At 62.0% G+C, this 24,036-nt stretch carries 23 protein-coding genes and 1 tRNA gene; 18 read left to right on the plus strand and 6 right to left on the minus strand.

Features of this window, described 5'->3' with window-relative positions; all coding sequences use genetic code 11:
- Nucleotides 1-139: 139 nt before the first annotated feature.
- The 11 genes from RHIBR816_RS0126660 (at nucleotide 140) to RHIBR816_RS0126710 (ending at nucleotide 10,120) form a co-directional block, all read left to right on the plus strand.
- The gene (locus tag RHIBR816_RS0126660; protein WP_026187465.1) at nucleotides 140-1,003 is read left to right on the plus strand and encodes a ScpA family protein; all 864 of its coding nucleotides are present in this window, start codon (nucleotides 140-142) and stop codon (nucleotides 1,001-1,003) included.
- Nucleotides 996-1,721 (plus strand): SMC-Scp complex subunit ScpB, encoded by a 726-nt coding sequence (gene scpB, locus RHIBR816_RS0126665; protein ID WP_018239647.1) that lies wholly within the window; start codon nucleotides 996-998, stop codon nucleotides 1,719-1,721. The genes RHIBR816_RS0126660 and scpB overlap by 8 nt, the downstream gene beginning before the upstream one ends.
- Nucleotides 1,722-1,793: 72 nt before the next feature.
- A complete protein-coding gene (locus RHIBR816_RS0126670) occupies nucleotides 1,794-2,903 on the plus strand; it encodes an ABC transporter ATP-binding protein (RefSeq protein ID WP_018239648.1) in 1,110 nt (369 codons plus the stop codon).
- 92 nt (nucleotides 2,904-2,995) lie between these two features.
- Nucleotides 2,996-3,202, plus strand: coding sequence for a twin-arginine translocase TatA/TatE family subunit (locus RHIBR816_RS0126675; RefSeq protein ID WP_018239649.1), 207 nt, complete (start codon nucleotides 2,996-2,998; stop codon nucleotides 3,200-3,202).
- Between the two features lie 74 nt (nucleotides 3,203-3,276).
- Nucleotides 3,277-3,975 carry a Sec-independent protein translocase protein TatB gene (gene tatB / locus RHIBR816_RS0126680; protein WP_018239650.1) on the plus strand — a complete coding sequence of 233 codons (699 nt, stop codon included), beginning with the start codon at nucleotides 3,277-3,279 and terminating at the stop codon, nucleotides 3,973-3,975.
- Nucleotides 3,972-4,814: a twin-arginine translocase subunit TatC gene (tatC, locus tag RHIBR816_RS0126685; protein WP_018239651.1), complete on the plus strand. Its 843-nt coding sequence runs from the start codon at nucleotides 3,972-3,974 to the stop codon at nucleotides 4,812-4,814. Before tatB ends, tatC begins: the two co-directional genes overlap by 4 nt.
- 39 nt (nucleotides 4,815-4,853) lie before the next feature.
- The gene (serS, locus tag RHIBR816_RS0126690; RefSeq protein WP_018239652.1) at nucleotides 4,854-6,137 is read left to right on the plus strand and encodes a serine--tRNA ligase; all 1,284 of its coding nucleotides are present in this window, start codon (nucleotides 4,854-4,856) and stop codon (nucleotides 6,135-6,137) included.
- 25 nt (nucleotides 6,138-6,162) lie between these two features.
- A complete protein-coding gene (gene surE / locus RHIBR816_RS0126695; RefSeq protein ID WP_018239653.1) occupies nucleotides 6,163-6,933 on the plus strand; it encodes a 5'/3'-nucleotidase SurE in 771 nt (256 codons plus the stop codon).
- Entirely contained in the window at nucleotides 6,930-7,583 is a 654-nt protein-coding gene (locus tag RHIBR816_RS0126700) for a protein-L-isoaspartate(D-aspartate) O-methyltransferase (protein ID WP_018239654.1), read from the plus strand. The genes surE and RHIBR816_RS0126700 overlap by 4 nt, the downstream gene beginning before the upstream one ends.
- A 189-nt stretch (nucleotides 7,584-7,772) precedes the next feature.
- Complete coding sequence (locus RHIBR816_RS0126705; protein WP_018239655.1) at nucleotides 7,773-8,423, plus strand: hypothetical protein; 651 nt, start codon at nucleotides 7,773-7,775, stop codon at nucleotides 8,421-8,423.
- A 161-nt stretch (nucleotides 8,424-8,584) separates the two neighbouring features.
- Complete coding sequence (locus RHIBR816_RS0126710) at nucleotides 8,585-10,120, plus strand: LysM peptidoglycan-binding domain-containing protein (RefSeq protein ID WP_026187466.1); 1,536 nt, start codon at nucleotides 8,585-8,587, stop codon at nucleotides 10,118-10,120.
- 25 nt (nucleotides 10,121-10,145) lie between these two features.
- On the opposite strand, the gene RHIBR816_RS0126715 is transcribed toward RHIBR816_RS0126710, so the two are convergent.
- Nucleotides 10,146-11,021, minus strand: coding sequence for an ATP-binding protein (locus RHIBR816_RS0126715; protein ID WP_018239658.1), 876 nt, complete (start codon nucleotides 11,019-11,021; stop codon nucleotides 10,146-10,148).
- 310 nt (nucleotides 11,022-11,331) lie between these two features.
- Between RHIBR816_RS0126715 and yajC the strand changes: the two genes are divergently transcribed.
- The 5 genes from yajC (at nucleotide 11,332) to RHIBR816_RS0126740 (ending at nucleotide 16,237) form a co-directional block, all read left to right on the plus strand.
- The gene (yajC, locus tag RHIBR816_RS0126720; RefSeq protein ID WP_018239659.1) at nucleotides 11,332-11,667 is read left to right on the plus strand and encodes a preprotein translocase subunit YajC; all 336 of its coding nucleotides are present in this window, start codon (nucleotides 11,332-11,334) and stop codon (nucleotides 11,665-11,667) included.
- Between the two features lie 48 nt (nucleotides 11,668-11,715).
- Entirely contained in the window at nucleotides 11,716-14,286 is a 2,571-nt protein-coding gene (gene secDF / locus RHIBR816_RS0126725) for a protein translocase subunit SecDF (protein ID WP_018239660.1), read from the plus strand.
- A complete protein-coding gene (locus RHIBR816_RS0126730; protein WP_018239661.1) occupies nucleotides 14,286-14,672 on the plus strand; it encodes an Mth938-like domain-containing protein in 387 nt (128 codons plus the stop codon). Before secDF ends, RHIBR816_RS0126730 begins: the two co-directional genes overlap by 1 nt.
- A 23-nt stretch (nucleotides 14,673-14,695) precedes the next feature.
- Nucleotides 14,696-15,535: a phytoene/squalene synthase family protein gene (locus RHIBR816_RS0126735; protein ID WP_018239662.1), complete on the plus strand. Its 840-nt coding sequence runs from the start codon at nucleotides 14,696-14,698 to the stop codon at nucleotides 15,533-15,535.
- Between the two features lie 234 nt (nucleotides 15,536-15,769).
- Nucleotides 15,770-16,237: a hypothetical protein gene (locus RHIBR816_RS0126740; protein ID WP_018239663.1), complete on the plus strand. Its 468-nt coding sequence runs from the start codon at nucleotides 15,770-15,772 to the stop codon at nucleotides 16,235-16,237.
- A gap of 5 nt (nucleotides 16,238-16,242) precedes the next feature.
- Here the strand turns inward: RHIBR816_RS0126740 and trmFO are convergent, their stop codons facing one another.
- From trmFO to RHIBR816_RS0126760, 4 genes are all read right to left on the minus strand, one after another.
- The gene (trmFO, locus tag RHIBR816_RS0126745; RefSeq protein WP_018239664.1) at nucleotides 16,243-17,664 is read right to left on the minus strand and encodes a methylenetetrahydrofolate--tRNA-(uracil(54)-C(5))-methyltransferase (FADH(2)-oxidizing) TrmFO; all 1,422 of its coding nucleotides are present in this window, start codon (nucleotides 17,662-17,664) and stop codon (nucleotides 16,243-16,245) included.
- An 89-nt stretch (nucleotides 17,665-17,753) separates the two neighbouring features.
- A complete protein-coding gene (locus RHIBR816_RS39070; RefSeq protein ID WP_014764283.1) occupies nucleotides 17,754-17,897 on the minus strand; it encodes a DUF1127 domain-containing protein in 144 nt (47 codons plus the stop codon).
- A gap of 404 nt (nucleotides 17,898-18,301) precedes the next feature.
- The gene (locus tag RHIBR816_RS36490; RefSeq protein ID WP_014328243.1) at nucleotides 18,302-18,445 is read right to left on the minus strand and encodes a DUF1127 domain-containing protein; all 144 of its coding nucleotides are present in this window, start codon (nucleotides 18,443-18,445) and stop codon (nucleotides 18,302-18,304) included.
- Nucleotides 18,446-19,143: 698 nt separating this feature from the next.
- Nucleotides 19,144-19,226: transfer RNA gene (locus RHIBR816_RS0126760), tRNA-Leu, on the minus strand.
- Between the two features lie 458 nt (nucleotides 19,227-19,684).
- Here RHIBR816_RS0126760 and tig point away from each other — a divergent pair.
- Nucleotides 19,685-21,160, plus strand: a complete 1,476-nt coding sequence (gene tig, locus RHIBR816_RS0126765; RefSeq protein WP_018239665.1) for a trigger factor — start codon at nucleotides 19,685-19,687, stop codon at nucleotides 21,158-21,160.
- Between the two features lie 214 nt (nucleotides 21,161-21,374).
- Here the strand turns inward: tig and sthA are convergent, their stop codons facing one another.
- Nucleotides 21,375-22,778: a Si-specific NAD(P)(+) transhydrogenase gene (sthA, locus tag RHIBR816_RS0126770; protein WP_018239666.1), complete on the minus strand. Its 1,404-nt coding sequence runs from the start codon at nucleotides 22,776-22,778 to the stop codon at nucleotides 21,375-21,377.
- Between the two features lie 184 nt (nucleotides 22,779-22,962).
- Between sthA and RHIBR816_RS0126775 the strand changes: the two genes are divergently transcribed.
- Entirely contained in the window at nucleotides 22,963-24,027 is a 1,065-nt protein-coding gene (locus tag RHIBR816_RS0126775; protein WP_018239667.1) for a magnesium and cobalt transport protein CorA, read from the plus strand.
- Nucleotides 24,028-24,036: the final 9 nt, after the last annotated feature.

Genomic DNA, 24,036 nt, shown 5'->3' on the forward strand with positions numbered 1-24,036 from the left:
CCCGAAAATCCGAGCTGATTTTCGGAAAGCACGATGCGTGGGTGCAAGGTGTTACAGCGCCCTTTTTGCGCGTCTGAAAAGACGCGCGGAGCTGTAAGAGAGAAGGCAGCGCCGGCTGCGCTGGAAGGGCATGGTGGCGATGGGGTCTGACGAAAGGCAGGGACAGCCCGCGGCAAAGGCGCCGATGGAGCCTTTGTGGCAGGAGGAGTCTGCCGAACGCGGCCTGCACGAGGAAGAGCTCGTTGTCGACATCGGCGGCTTCGAGGGGCCGCTCGATCTGCTGCTTCATCTTGCCCGCAGCCAGCGCGTCGACCTTTCCCGCATCTCGGTTCTCGCACTTGCCGAACAGTATATCGCCTTCATCGAGCGGGCGCGCTCCATCCGCATCGAACTTGCCGCCGACTACCTGGTCATGGCGGCATGGCTTGCCTACCTGAAGTCACGCCTCCTCATACCCCAGCAGTCGAAAGACGAGGGCCCGTCCGGCGAGGAAATGGCTTCCGCCCTCGCATTCCGGCTGAAGCGCCTCGAGGCGATGCGCGATGCGGCGACGCGGCTGGTCAACCGCAGCCGGCTGGGTCGCGACGTCTTTGCGCGCGGGGCACCCGAGCATCTCGTCGCGGAGAGAAAGTCCGACTACGACGCCTCGCTCTACGACTTGCTGACGGCCTATGCCACGCTCCGGCAGCGCCAGGCGATAACGCAGGTGACGATCGAGAAGCGCCACGTCTGGTCGCTTTCCGATGCACGCCTCCTCCTGGCCAGAATGGTTGGGGGCCTTGACGACTGGACCGCGCTCGACCTTTTCCTCATCCGCTACATGACGAGCCCGAGGGAGCGCGCAACCGCCATTGCAAGTTCGTTTGCCGCGTCGCTCGAAATGGTGCGGGAGGGAAGGTTGGAGATCCGGCAGGAAGCCGCTTTCGCTCCGATCTATTTGAGGCGCGGGCCGAAACCGATCGATGCTGCGACCTTGGCGGAAATGGAGGCAGCGCGTGGCTGAGGCACAAAAATACTTGCCCGGAATACCCGACGAGGAAGAGTTCGACGAGCTTCTGGTCGCCCCCGGGCTCGCGGAGGAGGCGGAGCGTATTGCCGAGGCACTCGTCTTTGCATCGGCGCAGCCAATCTCCGAGAGCTATATCGCCAGCCGCATACCCCGTGGCGTCGATGTCGGGCAGATCATGTCGCGGCTGAAAGAGTCCTATGCGGGCCGTGGTGTCAATCTCGTGCAGGTCGCCGACCATTGGGCCTTTCGTACTGCTGCCGATCTCTCCTTCGTCGTCCAGACCGATGAACAGGAAGTCAAGAAGCTCTCCCGTGCCGCATTGGAAGTACTGGCCATCATCGCCTATCACCAGCCGGTAACGCGTGCGGAGATCGAAGACATTCGTGGCGTACAGACGTCAAAGGGCACGCTCGATGTGCTGATGGAGGCGGGATGGGTGCGGTTCCGCGGCCGCCGGCGCACGCCTGGGCGGCCGGTGACATTCGGGACGACGCGGGATTTCCTCGATCACTTCGGGCTGGAGGAGATCCGCGATCTTCCAGGCATCGAGGAGTTGAAGGGCGCCGGGCTCCTGTCCGGTCGCGTTCCTTCCAACCTGCATATTCCGGTGCCCGTCGGCGAGGACGAGCTTTCCGACAATGAAGATCCCATTACCCAGATGGACCTCGAGGAACTGGGCCTCTTGACTCCGAAGGCTGAAGAAGACGATTAGAAATCCTGAGTGGACGGATCGGCTTTAAAGCCGATATGCCCGCCGAATGCCTTCGGTTCAAGGAATAGAGGTATGGGTTCAGACGCGCTCAACGGCGCCGTTGCGACGAAGAGACGGCCGGGCGTGTCCTTTGCGGCAAGCCTCGCATTCGAGAACGTCAGCCACCGCTATCATTCCAAGGACACGATCAAGGACTTCTCCCTGACGGCCGATGCCGGCGAAGTGCTGTGTCTGCTCGGGCCCTCCGGTTCGGGCAAGACGACCTTGTTGCGGATTGCTGCCGGCATCGAAATGCAGACAGGCGGGCGGCTTCTGCTGAACGGCCAGGAAATATCGGGACCTTCCGTTTTTCTTCCACCGGAGAGGCGCGGCGTCGGGCTGATGTTCCAGGACTTCGCGCTCTTCCCGCACATGACCATTCGGGACAATGTCTGTTTTGGGCTGACGGCCTTGCCGAAGAAGGAGGCCCTGATCCAGGCCGATGCGGCGCTCGATCGGGTGGGCCTGTTTCACTATGCCGATCGCTACCCTCATGTGCTTTCCGGCGGCGAGCAGCAGCGGGTGGCGCTTGCCCGGGCGCTCGCTCCGCGACCGGCGGTGCTGTTGATGGACGAGCCCTTCTCCGGTCTCGATTCCCGTCTGAAGGACTCCATCCGTGCCGACACGCTGGCCATTCTGCGCGAGACCCGGGCGACGGCGATCGTCGTCACCCACGACGCGGAAGAGGCCATGCGCATGGCTGACCGGATTGCGCTTCTGAAGGACGGCTGTCTGGTTCAGGTCGGTACTGCCGACGAGCTCTACCGCAAGCCCTGCAATCTTTTTGCGGCCGGGTTCTTTTCCGAGATCAACGTTTTTGATGCACGCGTGCGCGGCGGCCGTGTCGAAACGCCGCTCGGCGAAGTGCCCGCCGGCGGATACGAGGAGGGGCAGCCTCTCAGCGTGGCTGTACGGCTATCCGGTGTTCAGTTGAAGCAGGAAGGCGGCGACATCCCGGCGCGTATCCTGTCGCGGCGTTTCCTGGGCGTGGTCGAGCTTCTGGAACTCGCCGTGCCACAGTCCGAACGGACGGTGCGGGCGCGCATCCGCGCCGACCTGTTGCCGCAAGGATTGCGCGACGTCACGCTTTCAGTTAACGAGCGCGACATATTGGTGTTTGAAAAAGACGCCTCGACATCTTAGGGTCCGTCAGAATGATGGCGTGCTGTCGAGCAGCGCCTGAAAAATGACAACGTGATGGCTTTACATCGGTAAAGCTGCGAGGGAGTAAGTGGATGGGTTCGTTTAGCATCTGGCATTGGCTGATCGTCCTGGTGGTCGTGCTGCTGTTGTTTGGCCGTGGCAAGATCCCGGAACTGATGGGCGACGTTGCCAAGGGCATCAAGAACTTCAAGAAGGGCATGACCGACGAGGACGCTGCCTCAGCCGACAAGACGATCGACGGCAAGACCGTCGAGCATAAGTCCGACGAAGTCCGCTGACGATCGGAAGATGGCGGAACCGGGCGCGACATAGCGTCCGGTGAGCCGCATTACGGGTTTGTAGGGCGCGTCGGATGCTTGATATCGGCTGGACCGAGCTTGTTGTTATCGCAATCGTCTTGATCGTCGTCGTTGGACCGAAGGACCTGCCGCCCATGCTGCGGGCTTTCGGGCGGATGACGGCGCGGATGCGGGGTATGGCCTCCGATTTCCGCCGTCAATTCGACGAAGCGCTGCGGGAGGCCGATCTCGACGAGGTCCGCAAGACGATCAGCGACGCGCAAAGTCTCAATCCGACCACGGCGTTGCGCGACGCCATGAACCCGCTGCGCCAGCTCGGGAACGAGATCAAATCGGATCTGCAGAAGGCCACGACGCCCGACGCGCCGGCTCAACCTGCAACGCCGGAATCTCAAGTTGCTCCGGCGAGCGCGCCCGCTGGGGCAATTACACAGCCTGTCGACACGGTGGCCGCCGCCGCTGTCGGCTCTGCCTCCCGGCAGATGGAACGTGCGACGGCGGATGAGGTAAAGGTGGCGGAGGCAAAGCCCGCCGGGGCGCCGCCAAAGCGCGCCGCCAAGCCCAAGGCCGCGACTGCTTCGCCGAAGGCGCCGACCGTCAAGGCCACTCCGAACAAGCGAGCCCCCAAGGCGACCGCGTCGACGGCGCCGAAGAAGATCGCGGCCAGGAAGACAACAGCCGGCGAGGGTGCGAGCGCTATCAAGACCGAGAAGACAAGCGCATCTTCGCGCAAGAAAAAAGGTGACGCATGAGCGGCGATATCGAGGACAAGCCGCAGCCGTTGATCGAGCACCTCATTGAGCTGCGCGCGCGGCTGATGTGGGCTGTCGGCGCGTTCTTCGTCGCCTTTCTTGTCTGCTTCTATTTCGCCAAGCAGCTATTCAACCTCCTCGTCCTGCCGTTCAAGTGGGCGGTGAGCTGGGCCGGCCTCAGCCATCGCAACGTCGAGCTGATCTATACCGCCCCGCAGGAATTCTTCTTCACCCAGATCAAGGTGGCGATGTTCGGCGCGCTGGTTATCGCCTTTCCAGTCATTGCTTCGCAGGTCTACAAGTTCGTCGCGCCCGGTCTCTACAAGAATGAGCGGGCCGCCTTTCTGCCGTTCCTGGTTGCGTCTCCGCTTCTTTTCCTGCTCGGCGGCGCTCTGGTCTATTTCTTCTTCACGCCGATGGTCATGTGGTTCTTCCTGGCCATGGAGCAAGGCGGCGGCGAAGGGCAGGTCGCGATCCAGCTGCTGCCGAAGGTGTCGGAGTATCTGAGCCTGATCATGTCGCTGGTGTTCGCCTTCGGCCTCGTCTTCCAGTTGCCCGTCGTCACGACGCTCTTGGCGCGCGTCGGCTTCGTCAGTTCGCAGGGACTCGCCGAGAAGCGCAAATATGCGATCGTCATCGCCTTCGTCGTCGCCGCCGTCCTGACGCCGCCAGACCCTGTTTCCCAGATCGGTCTTGCGCTGCCAGCCATCCTTCTCTACGAGATTTCAATCTATACGGCGCGACTCGTTGAACGACAGCGGGAAGCTGAGGCACGTGCAGACGAGTCTGCCTCTTCGCAGGAAGGTTCTTCGGGAACGGTCGGGCCCGCCCAGGGCTGACGTTTTCGCGCCGTGACCTGACCAACGCGTGGGACGACTATGCTCGATATCAAATGGATTCGTGAGAATGCTGGCGTGCTCGATAATGCCCTGGCGAAACGGGGCGCGGCGCCGATATCCGCGGCGCTGATCGCGCTTGACGAGCGTCGCCGGGCGATTCTGCAGTCGCTGCAGGAGATGCAGTCCCGCCGCAACGCCGCCTCGAAGGAAATCGGCGCGGCGATGGCGCAGAAGAACAGCGAACTCGCCGAAAAACTCAAGGCGGAGGTCGCAGCATTCAAGGACGCTTTTCCCGCCGCCGAAGAGGAGAGCCGGCGGCTCGAAGCCGAGCTCGCCGATACCCTGTCACGCATTCCGAACGTTCCGCTCGACGACGTGCCTGTCGGCCCGGACGAGAGCGGCAATGTCGTGAAACGGGTCGTTGGCGCCAAGCCCACCTGGAACCATAAGCCGCTCGAGCATTTCGAGATCGGCGAAGCCCTCGGTTTCATGGACTTCGAAGGCGCTGCCCGCATCGCCGGCTCGCGGTTCACGATTCTGAAAGGGCAGCTTGCCCGTCTGGAGCGTGCCCTCGGCCAGTTCATGCTCGACCTGCACACGCAGGAGCATGGCTATATCGAAGTGCAGCCGCCGCTGCTCGTCCGCGACGACGCAATGTATGGGACCGGGCAATTGCCGAAGTTCGCGGAAGACCTCTTCCGCACGACGGACGAACGCTGGCTGATCCCGACAGCGGAGGTACCGCTGACGAACATGGTGCGCGAGCAGATCCTCGAGGGCGAGAAGTTGCCGCTGCGCTTTACGGCCTTGACGCCCTGCTTCCGCTCGGAGGCGGGTTCCGCCGGGCGCGATACGCGCGGCATGCTGCGCCAGCACCAGTTCAACAAGGTCGAGCTGGTCTCGATCACGGACGCCGAGACCTCGCTTGACGAGCATGAACGGATGACCGCCTGCGCCGAGGAGGTGCTGAAGCGGCTCGGTCTCCACTATCGCGTTATGACCCTTTGCACTGGCGACATGGGTTTCGGGGCGCGCAAGACCTATGACCTGGAGGTCTGGCTGCCCGGCCAGGATACCTATCGTGAAATCTCCTCCTGCTCGGTCTGCGGTGACTTCCAGGCGCGCCGCATGAATGCGCGCTATCGCACCAAGGAAGAGAAGGGGACGAAGTTCGTCCACTCGCTGAATGGTTCCGGCGTCGCTGTCGGCCGTGCGCTGATTGCCGTCATCGAGAACTATCTGAACGACGATGGCTCGATCTCCGTGCCGGAGATCCTCGTTCCGTATATGGGCGGCCTCCGACGCATCGAGAAAGCGGCCTGAGGCGCGGGTAAGCGAAAGAGACCGGATGCGCATCCTGCTGACCAATGACGATGGCATTCACGCCGAAGGGCTCTCGGTCCTCGAGCGGATCGCGCTGACGATCTCGGACGATGTCTGGGTCGTCGCGCCGGAAGTGGACCAGAGCGGACTCGCCCACTCGCTGACGCTCTCGGAGCCGCTACGGCTGCGACAGGTTGGGGAAAGGCGTTTCGCGCTCAGGGGAACGCCGACCGACTGCGTGATCATGGCGGCGCGCAAGATTCTCGACCGCAAGCCGGATCTCGTCCTTTCAGGCGTCAATATCGGTGCCAACCTTGCGGACGACGTCACCTATTCCGGCACGGTCGCCGGCGCCATAGAGGGCACGCTGCAGGGGATCCGCTCGATTGCCGTCAGCCAGGCCTACCAGCATGCCGTCGGCGGCGCCGTTTCGTGGGATGTCGCCGAGACCCACGCGCCCGCCTTGATCGGCACCCTGATGAATGTCGAGCTTCCGGAGGGAACGCTCCTTAACGTGAACTTCCCTAACTGCGCGGCCGACGCCGTGGCAGGCGTGGAAGTGACCTCCCAAGGCAAGCTCGAATTCGGCCTCAGCATTGACGAACGTATCGACGGTCGTGGATTTCCCTATTTCTGGCTCCGCTTCGGCGAGCGTTCGGGTGACTTCCGCGCCGGGACGGACATTCGCGCGGTGCGTGAAAACAGGATTTCGGTAACCCCGCTTAAACTGGATATGACCGACTATGCCGTCCAGGAGCGCATTGCGCGCGCACTGCGGGAAGGGACCGGCGCTTGAACGGACGCGTTTTGCAGCAGGAGGGCTTTGCGGCCATGGCGCTGCGCCTTCGTTCCGCCGGCGTGGTCAATCACGATTTGCTCAAGGCCGTCGAGCAGACCCCGCGCAGCAATTTTTGCCCCCCCCAGTATCAGGACGACGTCTATTCCAAGCGCTTGATCCCGCTTGACTGCGGATCGTTCATGGAGGGATGTGATTTTGCCGTTCGCCTGCTGCACTGCCTCAATCTCAAGCCAGGTCAGCGTATTCTTGAAGTCGGAACGGGCAGCGGCTTCACGGCGGCGGTAATGGGGCGTATCGCGGAACGCATCCTGACGATCGACCGGTATCAGACATTGGTGAGCTCGGCGCAGAAGAACCTCGAAAAGACCGGCATCCGCAATGTCGTGGTCAGACACGCGGACGGTAGTTCCGGAGTGCCGGGTGAGGGGACATTCGACCGAATCCTGATCACCGCTGCGTTCAACAGCCTGCCGCGCATGTTTTCCGACCACCTCGTCTCCGGCGGCACCCTGCTGGTTCCGATCATGATGAGCGAAACGCTTTGCCGAATCGTGCGGGTCAGCCGCACGGGCAGCCGCTTCGATCGCGAGGACCTGTTCGATGCGCCCTATCTTCCCATCGTGCCGCAGCTCGCATCGTTTCTTTAGCCCATCGGCCCGGGCTGGCATCAGCGATGCCCTGTAACGTCCTTCAAAATAGCGAATTAACACATTCTTAACGAAATCCAGCTTCGCGCAAGCTTGCGCCCGTAGCCCGGACAGGCACGATGGCTGACGGCGCGCTTGAGTCGCGTTTCCGCGTTGATCCGCTCCATCGTGTCAGCGACGGAGACGGTGATGGAGATCGCAAACAGGCTGACCGCAGCGACAACCGGTGACGGTTTGGGCAATCTCGCCGGCCGTTCCGCCGGGCAGGTTGTATCCGGCGGTAAAGACGACGGTGCGGTCCAAGCAGTTCCGGCAAACTTCTTCGATCCCACGCCGCGCATTTCGCTCTCGGTGGACGCGCTGCTCTATCTCAGCCGCACCAGAAAGACGCCCGAAAAGCTTCCGCCCCTGACCAGTGACGAATGGAACAATGGGCTTTCGGGCCAGCTGGCCGCGCGAGAGTATCAGGCCTTCGGCAAGCACGCCGAGACCGGCGACTACAGGGCCTACTACAGTGCCTTTGTCGACTACTATGACAGTCTCCGTCCGGAGGACCAGAACAGCCTGCGCTATTTCGGCACGCGTGAGGCGGCCGTGGCCGGCCTGCGGTCGCTGGAATACGATGCCGAAAGCGGACTGGACGCAGTAGGCAGTTTCAAAAGGCTGGTCAGCGTCTTCCTCGACGAGGACAAGTCGGTGTCTTCAGTCGGCGCCAGTGCTTTGCCGGCGCGCGAAACCCCCTTTGTCGGCTGGGACGTCGGCAGTATCAGCTACGAGGACCAGCCGCCGGAATCGCGGTCGCAGTCGGAAATCGAGCGCCTCTATTCCGAACTTCTCTAGGGGCATGCCGCGGCTGCTCTCGCGTGCGAGCGGCGTCTCCAGCGCCGGTGGCGGCTCATATGGTTAGCATTTCGTCAAATCGGTGCCGCCCTTAACCGGGCGGTAACTCTAATGCGCTTTAATCATTCCACAGCGAGTTGCGTTCGGAGTGGGTAAGCGTCATGCGTCAATTTTCATCTCCCAGTGCAGGGAAGTCCTTGGTCCGCCTGAGTGGGGCGGTCTTGCTGGCAAGCGTTGCGACTGGTTGCAGCTCCGACGTAAGCCGTTTTAGCGGCCTCTTTTCGAGGTCCGACGATATCACCACCAGTTCCATCCCCGGGAATGTGCCGCGCGGCGATGTCTCTGGTGGCCAATTAACCTCGTCCGCTGGTTCGGGCAGCGGATCTTATGGTCAGGCTTTCCCGAATTCCGGCCAGAGCGCGTCCTATGATCCGATGAGCACGGGGAGTACGCCGGTCTCCAGCGCTCGGGCCGCTTCCACGCCGGTCAGTGTCCAGCGCACCGCCTTGGCGGAGCCGGCACCGGCCGCGCCGCGCCAGCCGCAGGCGCTCCCCGCGGCCCGCGAGCCGCAACCCGTACTCGCGAAGGCTGAGCCGCTTCCTTCGTCTTCCGGAGGAACTTCGGCCAAGGGTGGCTGGACGACCGCGAATGCGCCGACGATCATGGTTCGCCCGGGCGATACGGTCGCTGTATTGGCTCGCCGCTTCGGAGTTCCCGAAAAGGAAATTCTCAAGGCGAACGGCATGAAATCCTCGGGCCAGGTTGAGCCGGGGCAGCGCCTCGTCGTGCCGACCTTCGGTGGGGCGAGCAGCGCCGCGAAAGCTGCGGCGTCTGGTTCCATTGCCGACTTCGAGGGCGGCAAGCGGCAGCCTTCGCCGTTGCCCGCCGACCAGCGCGAAATGGCCATTCTCCCCGGTCAGTCCCAGTCCCGCGAAAAGAGCGAAGGCCGTAACGACGTGGCCGCGGGCAAGCTCAATAATGCCGGTGCGGGTAGCGGCTCGGATGGTGGCTACACGGTCAAGCCAGGGGATTCGCTGAACAAGATTGCGAAGGCAAACGGCGTCTCGGTGGCAGCCTTGAAGCAGGCAAACGGCCTGACGGCGGAATCCATCCGCATCGGCCAGAAGCTGAAGATGCCCGGTGCCGCCGCGACGGCGACCGACGCGGTCGTCACGGCCTCTGTCCCGGCAAAGAAGGAAACGAAGGTCGCGTCGCTCGATCAAGGCAAGCCGGCTGAATACAAGGCACCGGTCGCCAAGGAAAGCGTATCGGACGTCGCCATCAAGACCGATGTCGACCAGGAGTCTCCGAAGTCGACCGGGATCGGCAAATATCGCTGGCCGGTCCGCGGGGCGGTCGTCGCAGGCTATGGCTCCAATGTCGATGGCAATCGCAATGACGGCATCAACATCTCGGTGCCGGAAGGCACCCCGATCAAGGCGGCCGAGAACGGCGTGGTCATCTATTCCGGCAGCAGCCTGAAGGAACTGGGCAATGCCGTCCTGGTCCGCCACGACGACGGGACCGTCACGGTCTATGGCAACGCTTCGCAACTGAAGGTCCAGCGCGGCGAAAAGGTTCAGCGCGGCCAGACGCTTGCCGCCTCCGGCATGACCGGCAAGGCAAGCCAGCCGCAGGTGCACTTCGAGGTGCGCAAGAATGCGACGCCGGTGAACCCGGCGACATTCCTGGAGTAGTCCTCACGGCGCCCGGTGCGCCCGATCAGGCCGTCTCGTCGAGATGACGACGCAGACGGCCAGCCAGGTCCTGAATGAATTGCCACGCGACGCGGCCGGATCTCGATCCCCGCGTCGTCGCCCATTCCAGGGCATCGGCGTGAAGCGCCTCGCGCTCGACGGTGAGGTGGAAATAGCGCGCGTATCCATCGATCATGGCCAGATAGTCGTCCTGGCTGCACTTATAGAAGCCGAGCCAAAGCCCGAACCGGTCCGATAGGGAGACCTTCTCCTCCACGGCCTCCGAAGGATTGATGGCGGTCGACTGTTCGTTCTCCATCATGTCGCGCGGCATGAGGTGGCGGCGGTTCGAGGTGGCATAGAGCACGACGTTCGCAGGGCGTCCCTCGACGCCTCCGTCGAGAACGGCCTTCAGCGATTTGTAGGATGTATCGTCGTGGTCGAAGGAAAGATCGTCACAGAAGACGATGACCGGGACCGGAGCTTGCCGCAGGATGTCCATCAGGGCGGGGAGAGAGGCGATGTCCTCTCGATGCACCTCGACAAGCTTCAGGCCGCTGCCGGTATCGCGTGCCACCTTCGCGTGGACCGCTTTGACCAGCGAAGACTTGCCCATGCCGCGCGCGCCCCAGAGCAGCACATTGTTTGCAGGGTAACCCTCGGCGAAACGAAGCGTGTTGTCGAAGAGAATGTCGCGGACGTGATTGACGCCGGTGATCAGCGAGAGATCGATGCGATTTGGCCTCGCCACCGGCTGCAGATGGCGGGTGGTGGGACCCCACACGAAACATTCGGCCTCGTTCCAGTCGTTGTCCGCCGCCGGCGGTCCGGCAATGCGGTCGAGCGCTGCCGAAAGCTTCTGCACTTCACTGATCAGAACGTCGAGCTTGGTTTCGCGCATCGAAATACTCCAGGAATCTTGGTCCGCAGCCCTGGCCCACGCCCTTGATGGAGCATGCGGCGGCGCTGCAGCCGCGCAATTGTCGGCCGCTTGTTCTTCAGCCGTGGCGATTTTGTCGGTAGCACGGCGGTTTGCGCTGGAAAAGCCCGGCTGCCCGCCCTCAAGGGGTTCTCCTATTGCCGAAATTGTGTCAGAGGCAGGAGCAACGGAGAAGGGTGCCGACATTTGTGTCGTGGGATTGCCTACCTATATTCCGGGCGGATTTCGCGCGGCTAAGGTAACCGCGTGGGTTGAACTCAAGGAGTGATCGATGTTCATTACCGAAGCTTTTGCGCAGACTGCCGCTCCCGCCGCCGGCGGGGGGGCCGACATTTTGATGTCCATTCTGCCGTTCATCCTGATCTTCGTCGTCATGTACTTCCTGATCATTCGCCCGCAGCGTGCGCAGATGAAGCGTCGCGAAGAGCTGTTGAAGAACATCCGTCGCGGCGATCAGGTCGTTACCGGCGGCGGTATCGTCGGCAAGGTGACGAAGGTGGTCGACGATTCGGAACTCGAAGTCGAGATTGCCGAAGGGATCAAGGTTCGTGTCGTGCGCAGCGGTGTTTCCGAAGTTCGCGTGAAGGGTGAGCCCGTAAAGGAATAAACGCACCAGTCACGACCAGCCGGGCCTGGCGATGGAGCATTTCAAGGCATGCCCAATTTCTCGCCGTTGAAGAACACCCTGATCTGGCTGGTCGTTCTGGCCGGTTTTGCCTTTGCTCTGCCGAACGTCGTTCCGAGCGAGCAGCTTGCCGGCTGGCCCACCTGGCTGCCGCATCGGCAGGTGCCGCTCGGCCTCGACCTGCGGGGCGGTTCCGATATCGTCCTGAAAGTCGACCGCGAGAGCATCGTCGCAGACCGGCTTGAATCCACGATCGCGGCGATTGCACGGGCGCTGCGGGATGCCGATATCGGCTATACGGGTCTTTCCGGCAGTGGCCAGGAAATCCAGTTCCGGCTGCGCGATGCCTCGAGGGCAGCGGCTGCTCGTGAGGCCATCCGCGCACTGACCGCGCCGGTTGACGCGCCCGACCGAACTGGAAGTCCGATCCGGGAACTGGTCGCGGACGAGACCGCGGCGAACGAGCCACTGCGGCTTCGCCTGACGGACGAAGGGATAGATTTCCGTCTGTCCACAGCGCTTACGCAGGCGATCGACGTCGTGCGTCGCCGCGTCGGGGAGGTCGTCGCTGTCGAGCCGGTCATCCGGCGTCGCGGCAACGACCGCTTGAGCATACAGATACCCGGCCTGGACGATCCTCAGCGGCTCAAGGATCTTCTGGGCCAGCGCGGCAGCGTCTCCCTCCGGTGGCTCGACACATCGATGCCGCCGCAGCAGGCCCTCGACACGCGACCACCTGCCGCATCGAAAATTCTTTATTCGCTGGACGACCCGCCGGTTCCCTACCTCGTCGAAAGGCGGGCGTTGGCCTCGGCCCAGGACTTTGCCGACGCGCAACCTGGGCTTGATCCGAAAACCGGCGCGCCAGTGGTCGATGTCCGGCTGACGGCCGAGGCATCGCAGCGGATCCTGCCTGTGCTGCAATCCGCTCCTCAGAGACGTTTCGCCATCGTGCTCGATGGCCAGGTGGTCTCGACGCCGTCGCTGGGCGAAGCCATCGAAGGCGACATCGCCCGGCTCTCCGCCGACCTGTCCGAGGAGGGCGCGGCGAATCTCTCTGCACTGCTGAGAGCTGGGCCGCTTCCCGTCTCGCTGACGGTCATCGAAGAACGAACAGTCGGTCCGGAAGTCGGAACGAATGCCATCGCAAACGGCCTGACAGCAGGATTGGTCGCGGCCGCCGCGGTCGCAGCCTGCATGATCGGATTTTACGGCTTCTTCGGCGTTGTTGCAGTGGCCGCGGTGATCGTCAACGTTGTGCTCATCGTCGCGGTACTGTCGCTCCTCGGAATCACGCTGACCTTGCCGGGAATCGCGGGGATCATTCTCACAATCGGTGTCGCGGTCGATTCGAACGTGCTTATCTACGAGCGGTTGCGAGAAGAGGTGCGCCGCAGCACCGAACCGTTGCGCAAAGCCCTCGATACCGGGTTTTCCCGCGTGTTGAGGAGCATAGTCGACGCGAACCTGACAATGCTGATTGCGGGCGCGATACTTTTCTTTCTGGGTACGGGAGCCATACGCGGTTTCGCGGCGACGCTTGCAATCGGCAGCGTGACCACCATCCTGACGGCGCACAGCCTGACGCGCCGCCTCATCCGAGGATGGTATCGCCGCCGCCGGCCGAAACATTTGCCAAGGGGCATCCGCACCGGCTTCTTTGCCGAGGCCGACATCCGGTTCATGGCGCTGCGCAACCCCGTCTTCATCCTGATGGCGTCTCTTTCGCTTGCTTCGCTCGTCTTGCTGGTGAGCATCGGCCTCAACATGGGGGCCGATTTCAAGGGTGGGTCTCTCCTGGAACTCCGGTCGAAGGCCGGCACTGTCGATGTTGCAGACCTCCGCGCCCGCCTCGACGACCTGAACCTCGCGGAGGTCCAGATTCAGGAACTCGATTCGGCGGGCGACATCCTGCTGCGGATCCCTTCGCAGGAAGCCGGCGACAACGCAGACCAGACCGCGATGGGCCTGGTTCGCGCCGAACTCGAGGATGACTACACGTTCCGGCGTGTCGAGGTGGTCGGCCCGGCGGTCTCCGGCGAACTGACGCGCGCCGGAACGCTCGCCGTCGCAGCCGCGATACTCGCCATCATCTTCTACGTCTGGCTGCGTTTCGACTGGAAGTTTGCCGCCGGTGCGGTCATTACCACGCTTCACGACGTGCTGCTGATGCTGGGCTTCCTCGTGGTGACCGGCATCGAATTCAATCTCGCGAGCCTTGCCGCGCTTCTGACGATCGTCTGTTACTCGCTGAACGATACGATGGTGATCTACGACCGCGTGCGCGAGAACCTGGCGCGCTATCACCGGATGCGGCTTTCGGTACTGATCGACGCATCGATCAACCAGACCCTTTCACGTACCATCCTGACCGCGATGACGACGGCCCTGGCGCTCGTTGCACTTTATCTGTTTGGCGAAAGCCGCCTCGTGCAGTCTTTCAGCGCAACGCTGCTGTTCGGGGTTGTGATCGGGACGATTTCGTCGATCTATATCGCGGGACCGGTTCTCATTCTCTTCAACCGCCGAAACAATCGTCTCGGCGGAGCACTGGGAGGACGCGGCACCCCGTCGCAAGACACAGCAACAGGGGCTGCCTGATGGTCAAAGGTATCGAAATGCACGAAGCGCACTTCCCCGGACGTGCGCCGATCGACGCCTACGGCAATGGCGGTTTTCGCTTCGCTGACATGTCGCATCGTGGCTCGGTGCTGATGTTGCCGTCCGGTATCTATGCGTGGGACGTGGCCGAGGGCGATCCGTTGGCGGTCGACAAGTTTCGGCGCGTCCTGGATGAGGCGCAAGGGATCGAAGTCCTGCTCGTCGGGACGGGTCGTGAAATCAGACCCTTGCCGGCGGATTTGAAAGCAACGCTTAAAGCCGCCAATATCTCGTCCGATCCGATGAGTACCGGCGCAGCGGTCCGCACCTACAACGTCATGCTGGCAGAAGCGCGCGCCGTCGCCGCCGCATTGATTGCGGTTTGATCCAGTATCGAAGGATTCCCAGCGTGCAAGAGCCCGATGCCCCGATCCTCGCCACTCTGCGGGACACCGATCGCGATCGCTACCTTGCATGCCTGCTCGCCCCGCCGGAAAAGCGGCACTCGTTAGCCTGTCTCTATGCGTTCCACGCCGAGATTGCCCGCATCCGCGACATGATACACGAGCCGCTGCCTGGCGAAATCCGGCTGCAATGGTGGCGCGACCTGCTGGAAAACCGATCAGGGGACGAGGGCCACCCTCTGGCAGGCGCGCTCCTGCGCTGCATTGACGAGCATCATCTGCCCGTGGCGGTTCTGCAGAACATGATCGACGCTCGGATTTTCGACCTTTACGACGATCCGATGGAGGATACGACGGCGCTGGAAGGCTATGCCGGCGAAACCGCGTCGGCGCTCATTCAGCTTGCCTCGCTGGTTCTCGACCCGACCAGCGCCGCCGAGTCGGCGGATGCTGCCGGGCATGCCGGCGTCGCGCAGACGATCGCCGGTCTGTTGCTGCTCCTGCCGATCCATTCACGGCGGGGCCAGGTCTATGTTCCCGCGGACCTTCTGCGCGCGACCGGGCTCGACAGGGAAATGCTGCTGGATGGGCGCGACGAGGAATCGATCGGCAGGGCCGTTCGCGCATTCTGCGGACTTGGCCGGGATCACCTCGCCAAAGCGCGCAGCAGCCTGGCTTCCATTTCTCCGCAGAATTTCTCTGCCTTCATCCCCGTCGCTCTCGCCGAGCCGGTGTTCGATCGCGCCGAGGCCGCCGGTGCCCGGACCCTCAGCCAGTCGATCCAGCCGCCTCAGTGGCAGCGGCAATGGCGAATGTGGCGCGCGAGCCGCCGCCGCCGCTTCTAGCGCATCGGCCCGAAAATCGGACCCGATTTTCGGAAAGCTCGATGCGTAGTTTCCAAGACTTACAGCGTCCTTTGTGCGTCCGATAGGACGCACGGCGCTGTAAAGGCATGCCACTGCATGGTTCCGTTGGAGGCTGTAGTGTTTGCCGGTCGTGTTCCTGTTCAAGCTGGCGCAAGCCTCGATCGATAGAGACTAGGCCCTCACGGGTTTCTGTCGTCCGAAAGGGACGGATCTATGCTCTGGTTGATACTCGTCGCTGCGATTGTCTTCGTCGCCGCATTTTATGTCTGGATGAATGCACGCGCCGAGCGCGACTCCAGCAATCCCGATACCGGTTCCGCAGTGGTCGAGTTTGGCCGGGCTTTTCCGGATGAAGCAATCCGGGCGCTGCATTCGACCATCGACGGCAAGGCCATCTTTCTGCGCCTGCACGACGGCAAGGCCGGCTTCATCCGATCTCACGGCACGCATTATGTATGCCATGTCATTCACCCCGGTAAGCTGCGGGTAAACAGTTCCGAAAGCGGGCAGGGGCTCATCGTCCATTTTCCGGATTTCGCCTACCTGGACAACAGCTTCGAATTTCGAACGGCCGCCGAGGCGGCCGAGGTCTCGCTGTGGCTGCTCGGCAGCTTCAGCCCGAAATCCGAGTTCGCGGAGCCAGCGGCCGAAAACAAGGCGGCGGCGCAGACGATCGACTGAAATGCCTATTCGGCTTCGTGATGCAGCCAGTCGCCGCAGTCCTTGAGTGCCCGCGCCGCGGTTGCCTGTTTCTTGGCCAGTGCCTTTTCCTTGCCCCGGAATCGTTTGGCACCTTCCGGCCGCGTGAGGGCGCCGGCTTCCAGCGGTGGAAACAGGCCGAAATTGATGTTCATCGGTTGGAACGAGCGCTTGCCGGGCTCGTCGTCGGAAACGATGTGCCCACCGGTGATGTGATTGAGGAGCGCGCCGAAGGCCGTCGTGGCCGGCGGTAGCGACGGCGCATCACCCTTGCGCTCGGCGGCGGCAAACCGCCCGGCGAGAAGGCCGATGCTGGCACTTTCCACATAGCCCTCGCAACCGGTGATCTGGCCGGCAAAGCGCAGACCGGGCCGGGACTTGAGCGTCAGCGAACGATCGAGGAGGATCGGCGAGTTGATGTAAGTGTTGCGGTGCAGGCCGCCGAGCCGTGCGAATTCGGCGTTCTCGAGGCCCGGAATCATCCGGAAGACGTCCGTCTGGGCACCGTATTTCAGTTTGGTCTGGAAGCCCACCAGGTTGTAGAGGGTGCCCAGCGCGTTGTCCTGGCGCAGTTGGACGACGGCGTAGGGCTTGACCGAAGGATTGTGGGCATTGGTGAGTCCCATGGGCTTCATCGGGCCGTGACGCAGCGTTTCGCGGCCGCGTTCCGCCATTACCTCGATCGGCAGGCAGCCGTCGAAGTAGGGCGTGCCTTCCCATTCCTTGAAGCCTGTCTTGTCGCTGGCGATCAGTGCATCGACGAAGGCATTGTACTGTTCCTCCGTCATCGGGCAGTTGATATAGTCCTTGCCGGTGCCGCCAGGACCGACCTTGTCGTAGCGCGACTGATGCCAACACACGTCCATGTCGATCGTCTCGGTGTAGACAATCGGCGCGATGGCATCGAAGAAGGCGAGCGCGTCGGCGCCGGTCTCCTGGCGGATCGCCTCGGCGAGAGCGGGCGCGGTGAGCGGACCGGTGGCGACGATCGCGAGGTCCCACTCCCTGGGCGGGAGGGCACCAATTTCCTCGCGAACGACCGAGATCAGCGGATGACTTTCGATCTGGGCGCCGACCGCCTGCGAGAAGCCGTCCCGATCAACGGCAAGCGCGCCGCCGGCCGGCACCTGGTTGCGATCGGCCGCCTGCATGATCAGCGATCCGGCCAGGCGCATTTCCGCATGCAGCACACCAACGGCATTGCTGGCGGCATCGTCGGAGCGGAAAGAGTTGGAGCAGACAAGCTCGGCGAGTCCGTCGGTCTTGTGCGCATCCGTGCCGCGCACGCCGCGCATTTCATGGAGGATGACCGGGACGCCCGCCTCGGCGATCTGCCAGGCAGCCTCCGAGCCGGCGAGGCCGCCGCCGATGACATGGATGGGGGAATAAGGGGAGGTGGTCTTGTTCATGCGCGGCTTCCTACCACAGGCATGTCGCGCTTCCAACAAAAACGGCGCCCGCAGGCGCCGTCTTTGAGATGTCCGGGCTTTCGTTCCGTTTAGCGGAAGGAGCGAGCCGCAATGTTGCGGATATCGTAGCGGGTGATGCCGATGTCGCTCAGGGCGTGGTTCGAGAGACCACCGAGTTCGGCGACAGTGCGGCGATAGTTGATCCAGCTTTTTGCAATACGAATGGGGTTCATGGTCGTTTCCTCAGATCGCTTAGGCGAGACAGTGATTTGTCTGCGTCGTTGAGGTTCTTATACGCCTGTCTAATTGGAAGTGGAGTGCAAAGAAAATGCATCTGCTATGCATTTGTGCACTGCATCGATGATTTGATGGGCAAAGGCAGAGAAAGCCCGAGAATGCATCACGCCACCGGGGGCGGACCCAGGCCAGCATGCGGCAAATGGGGTGTGCTTCGCCGCAGCTTTGCTCAGTCCAAAAGCGTCGGCGCGCGGTGCGCTTCGCAAAGCTTTTCTTGGCTGGCGTTTCGTCCGGTCAAACAGAGATGCGGCCCTGCCACTTTTCACGCGACGCAGGCAAAGAAAAACGCCCGCCGGCGGGGAGCCGGAGGGCGTTTGAAAAGTAGCGCTTGTCTTGTGGCTTACTTGACTGCCTGGCGGGCAACGTAGGGAATGTCAGAACGGCCGATACCGAGGTCGTTCAGCTCGCGGTCGCTCATGCGGCCGAGCTCGCTGCAGGTCTGACGATACTTGCGCCAATTGTTGAAAGAACGTGCGAGGTTCATGATCCTATTCCTTTCAGGGTCGTTTGCCAGCGCTCTATCTCTCTTGCTGGCCGTCATCTTATGGCTGTGAATATAATCGATTTGGGCGTTGGAAAAAGAGACGATGCTGCATCGCACCCATGCATGCCCTGCAATCCTGTTGATGGACGGTAACGCAGTCTTAATCTTTGGCGCCGGTACCGTAGATCGACCGCTGCAGGCTGGACGATGACTATCGAAACCTGTTGCAACGCGCCAAAAAACAACGCCCGCTGGGGGAGGAGATCCAGCGGGCGTTGCCTGTTCTGATTGGCAACTGGGAGGAGGAGTGTTGCCAATCCGTATCGGGAGCGCTGGGAGGAGGAGTGCGCTGCCCGATCGATGCTTTGAAGATAGGTGCGAACCCCTAATTTGTATAGGGACACTGCGGAATGGCACGCATGCGCCCGATGCATAGCTCAACCGCCGCCTCTGCAGAAATGCTTCAATAATGGGCAATCTGCGCAGTGCGGCTCGGAAAACGCGAGTGGATTTTTGCAACTGCGAAACAATCGGCCCGCATCTGGGGCGCAGGTGTCCTTAGGATGATGGGCAACCGCGAGGGCGGCCTCGCGGAGCAATCGCGATCCTTGACGTTCGCCAGGCACGGTCGCTCGCGATGATCCGCTGCGGCGTCGCGGCAGCCGGGCATGGCGGCGGGGGTTCACATCGAGGGAAGATGGTGCCCGGTGAGGGACTCGAACCCCCATGCTCTCGCGCTTGGACCTAAACCAAGTGTGTCTACCAATTCCACCAACCGGGCAACGGCGGTGCTTGCCGCCTGTAGAACAATGACAGGCATTTTGGCAAGCCTCGTGTGGGGCTTCCCTACCGGAAATGCTTGCCATTCGGCGGCCATCGGGTGTATTTGGCGCCCGTGACACACCGCGAAATGTGCCATGACTTCGTGATGCCCGTCGAGGGCGACGCGGCAGTCGCGGGTAGGTGATTGGGTTCACCGGCGCCTGGTCAATCGACATTTGCGTGGCGGTGATTGGGTTTCGGTGCAACGAGGCGAGACGGGTCAGTCTTCCGATCGTATCCGGACAATATCGCGGCCACATGTCGGTATTCGACGGTGAGGAGGGGAGGCAAAATGCCATTTTGCTTGCAAAACGGTTGCGGAATTGCGTAAAGCCACTCCCGGCAAATGGATCGGCTCAAGTGCTCGCCAGACCTTTCGGGGCAAGAGCACTGTCAACGTGAAGTGAAGGTTTGAACATGCAGGTTATCGAAACGCTCGCTCAAGGGCTGAAGCGCGAACTCAAGGTCGTAATTCCGGCCAATGAAATGGAAACTCGGATGAACGAGCGCCTGGCCGAGGTGAAGGATCGCGTCCGCATCAACGGCTTCCGTCCCGGCAAGGTGCCGGTCTCGCATCTGAAGAAGGTCTATGGCAAGTCGATCATGGCCGAGCTCGTCAACGAGATCGTTCGCGAAAAGCCGACCGAAATTCTGACGAGCCGCGGCGAAAAGTCGGCCACGCAGCCTGAAGTCGCCATGACCGAGGACGAGGCTGAAGCCGACAAGATCCTCAACGCCCAAGCCGATTTCGAGTTTACGCTCGCTTACGAGATCATCCCGGCGATCGAGCTCAAGGATGCGACCGGCATCAAGGTGACGCGCGAAGTCGTCGAGATCGGCGAGGACGAAGTCAACGAGCAGATCCTGCGTATCGCCGAAAGCGCCCGCAGCTATGAATCGAAGAAGGGCAAGGCAGCCAACGGCGACCGTGTCACCATCGACTATCTCGGCAAGGTGGACGGCGCCGCCTTCGACGGCGGCAAGGACGAGGACGCCGAACTGGTGCTCGGCTCCAACCGATTCATCCCGGGCTTCGAAGAGCAGCTCGTCGGCGTCAAGGCAGGCGACGAGAAGACCATCACCGTCACCTTCCCGGCCGATTATCCGGCAGCCAACCTCGCCGGCAAGGAAGCAACCTTCGACATCACTGTGAAGGAGGTCGCCGGTGCTGCTCCGATCGAAATCAACGACGAACTGGCGACGAAGCTCGGCCTCGAATCGGCTGACAAGCTGAAGGAAATCGTTCGCGGCCAGATCGAAGGCCAGTACGGCTCGGTCACCCGCCAGAAAGTCAAGCGCCAGCTGCTCGATCAGCTCGACGAACTGTACCAGTTCGAGACGCCCGAGCGGCTCGTCAACGCCGAATTCGACAACATCTGGCGCCAGATCAATACCGACCTCGAGCAGGCCGGCAAGACCTTCGCCGATGAGGACACGACGGAAGAGCAAGCCCGCGTCGAGTACCGCAAGCTCGCCGAGCGCCGCGTCCGTCTCGGCCTCGTTCTCTCCGAAATCGGCGAGAAGGCCGGCGTCCAGGTGAGCGACGACGAAATGCAGCGCTCGCTGTTCGAGCAGCTGCGTCAGTTCCCCGGCCAGGAAAAGCAGATCCTCGACTATTTCAAGAACACGCCCGGCGCCGCCGCTTCGCTGCGTGCCCCGCTCTTCGAAGAAAAAGTCGTCGACCACCTGCTTTCGGAAGTCTCGGTGACCGACAAGACCGTTTCCAAGGACGATCTGATGGCCGAGGACGAAGCCGAGGACAAGCCGGCCAAGAAGGCGTCCGCCAAGAAGAAAGCCGCTTCAAAGGCTGAAGCCGCCGAGGGCGAAGAGGCCGCTGCACCGAAGAAGAAGGCTCCGGCCAAGAAGAAGGCCGCGGACGAAAGCGCCGAGTAATCGGACTCTTTCGGAACATTTGAAGGCCGCCTTCGGGCGGCCTTTCGCGTTTCAGGGAAAATAAAAGGCCGCCGAATCGGCGGCCGAGCACAGAGCAATTCCAGGAAAAGTGTAACAACGGTTTTCCGTCCGGAATTGCGTAATTTCAAAGGGTTGGCTCATTTCACCGTTTCAATGAAACGATGAAATGATCTAGAGCGGCGAGGGGTGGGACCTATACCGCCTTGATCTCGCCCATACGGTTCCAGGCGTCGAGCCCTGCAATCTTGTAGGCTTCCGCGAGGGTCGGATAGTTGAAGGTGTTTTCGACGAAATATTCGACCGTGCCCTTCAGGTTCAGAACCGCCTGGCCGATATGGACGAGTTCGGTGGCCCCTTCGCCGATGATGTGCACGCCGAGCAGGCGCCGGGTCTTCAGCGAGAAAATCATCTTGAGCAGGCCCGCATCGAGCCCCATGATGTGCCCGCGCGAGGTTTCGCGGAACCGGGCGATGCCGCATTCGTAAGGGATGCCGCGTTCCTTCACTTCCTCTTCGGAAAGCCCGCAGGTGGAGATTTCCGGCACGGCATAGATGCCGTAAGGGAAGTATTTCTGCGGTTCCTTGGCGATCGCGCCGACGGCGACGCGCGCCGCGACGCGGCCCTGTTCCATCGATGTCGAGGCGAGGCTCGGGAAGCCGACTACGTCGCCTGCGGCATAGATGTTCGGTACGGCCGTCTGGAATGTTTCCGGATTGACCTTCAGGCGGCCGCGGCTATCCGCCTCGAGGCCGGCAGCCCCGAGATTGAGCGCATCCGTCGCGCCCATGCGGCCGGCGGCAAACAGGACCATTTCCGTGGTGATCCTGCGGCCGTTATCGAGCGTAAGCTGGACCTTACCGTCATCAAGCCGTTCCACCTTCTCGGCCTTCTGGCCGAGATTGAGCTTCATGTTGCGGTCCCGAAGCTGATAGGTGAAGTCCTCGACGATCTCCTTGTCGATAAAGTCGAGCATGGTGGACTTGGGGTCGATTACCGTCACCTGCGTGTCGAGGGCGCTGAAGATGGTAGCATATTCGATGCCGACGACCCCGGCGCCGATGACGACGAGCGAACGCGGCAGGTTCTCGATGTCGAGAAGCTCGTCGCTATCGAGAACGGTCTTGCCGTCGAACGGTATGTAGTCCGGCCGAAAGGGTTTCGTGCCGACGGCAAGCAGGATACTGGTACCGGAAACCTGCACGCTCTCGCCGTCGTCCTTGATGACCTCGAGCGTGGTCGGATTGACGAAGCTCGCCTTGCCGCGGATGTGTTGGACGCGGTTGCGCGCGAACTGGTGCTCAAGGACCTCGACCTCGTGGTTGAGGGTGATGATCAGGCGCTGGCGCAAATCCTCCGCGCTGATCTCCTGTTTCACCCGGTAGGAGCGGCCGTAGAAGCCGCGCTCGCGCCAGCCGGACAGGTTGAGCGCCGTCTCGCGCAGCGTCTTGGATGGAATGGTTCCGGTATGGACGGAGACGCCGCCAACGCGTTTTCCCTGCTCGATGACGAGCACTTTCCTGCCGAGCTTGGCGGCCTGAATCGCGCCTCTGCGTCCGGCCGGACCGCTGCCGACGACGATAAGATCGAACTGGTTCATGACCGTTTCCCCTGACCCGCGCAAGAATCGTTATTGCAATGCGGCAAAATTCGCGCACGGACATCTATATCGTCAATCCGCCGGTTTGATGAAGTGGCAATGCCGCAGCGATCTGTCCTGGATGCGTCCGAAGTCAAATATCGCTATGCTGCTCGCATTCGGCGGAAGTGGGAGACGGATAGGCATGGCGCTTGAGTGGATGAACGGTCCGGCGAATGGTTCGCGGCCCGCGCACGGCTATGGCGGCGAATCAGCGCTCGAAGGCGCGTCGAGCAACCGGCCTGGCGTCGTGGCGGCCGCCGTCTATCAAAATGGCCGCCGCGTGCGAGACATCGAGATCGAAGACGCCGGAGAGTGGCGAAATCGCGAGAACGTTGTCGTATGGATCGGCCTGCACGAGCCTGACCAGCAATTGCTGCGGCAGGTGCAGAAGGCGTTCGACCTGCACGATCTGGCGATCGAGGACGCCGGCAAGGCGCATCAGCGTCCGAAGTTGGAGATCTATGGGGATGCCATCTTCGTCGTTGCGCGTACCGCCCATATGGTCGAGGACGAGATCGCTTTCGGCGAGACGCATCTCTTCGTCGGGCGCGGCTATGTCGTCTCGGTTCGCCACGGCGCTTCGACATCCTATATGGCGGTGCGGCAGCGTTGCGAGTCTTCCCCGGCTGCGCTTGCGCACGGAGAGAACTATATCCTCTATTCGATCCTCGACTTCATCGTCGACAACTACATGCCGGTCGTGGAGACGATCCACGGCGAGGTGGAAAAACTCGAGGACCGTCTGCTTCGCGGTCGCTTGGACAAGGTCGACATTGAACGTCTCTACGTGCTCCGGCGCAATCTGCTCAAGCTGCGCAACGCCGTCGTTCCTTTGGTCGATGTCTGCCGCCGGCACGAGCATCTCGAATTACCCGGCATGGACGCCGCCATGCAGCCGCTTTTCCGCGACGTTACCGATCACGTTCGCCGCGTTCAGGAGGACATCGACGCGCTTCGCGAGGTGCTTGCTTTCACCTTTGAAGCAAGCTTGATGATCGGCCAATCCGAGCAGACGGAAATCTCGCGCAAACTCGCGTCCTGGGCGGCGATTCTCGCCGTTCCCACGGCGATCGCCGGGATCTACGGCATGAACTTCGACGCCATGCCGGAACTCCGGTTCCGTTATGGCTATTTCGTCGTATTGGCCGTGATCTTCGGGCTTTGCGCCACGCTTTACCGGTTCTTCCGGCGTGCGCGCTGGCTTTGATCGGGGCGG

Source organism: Ensifer sp. BR816 (assembly GCF_000378985.1).
GTDB lineage: Bacteria > Pseudomonadota > Alphaproteobacteria > Rhizobiales > Rhizobiaceae > Sinorhizobium.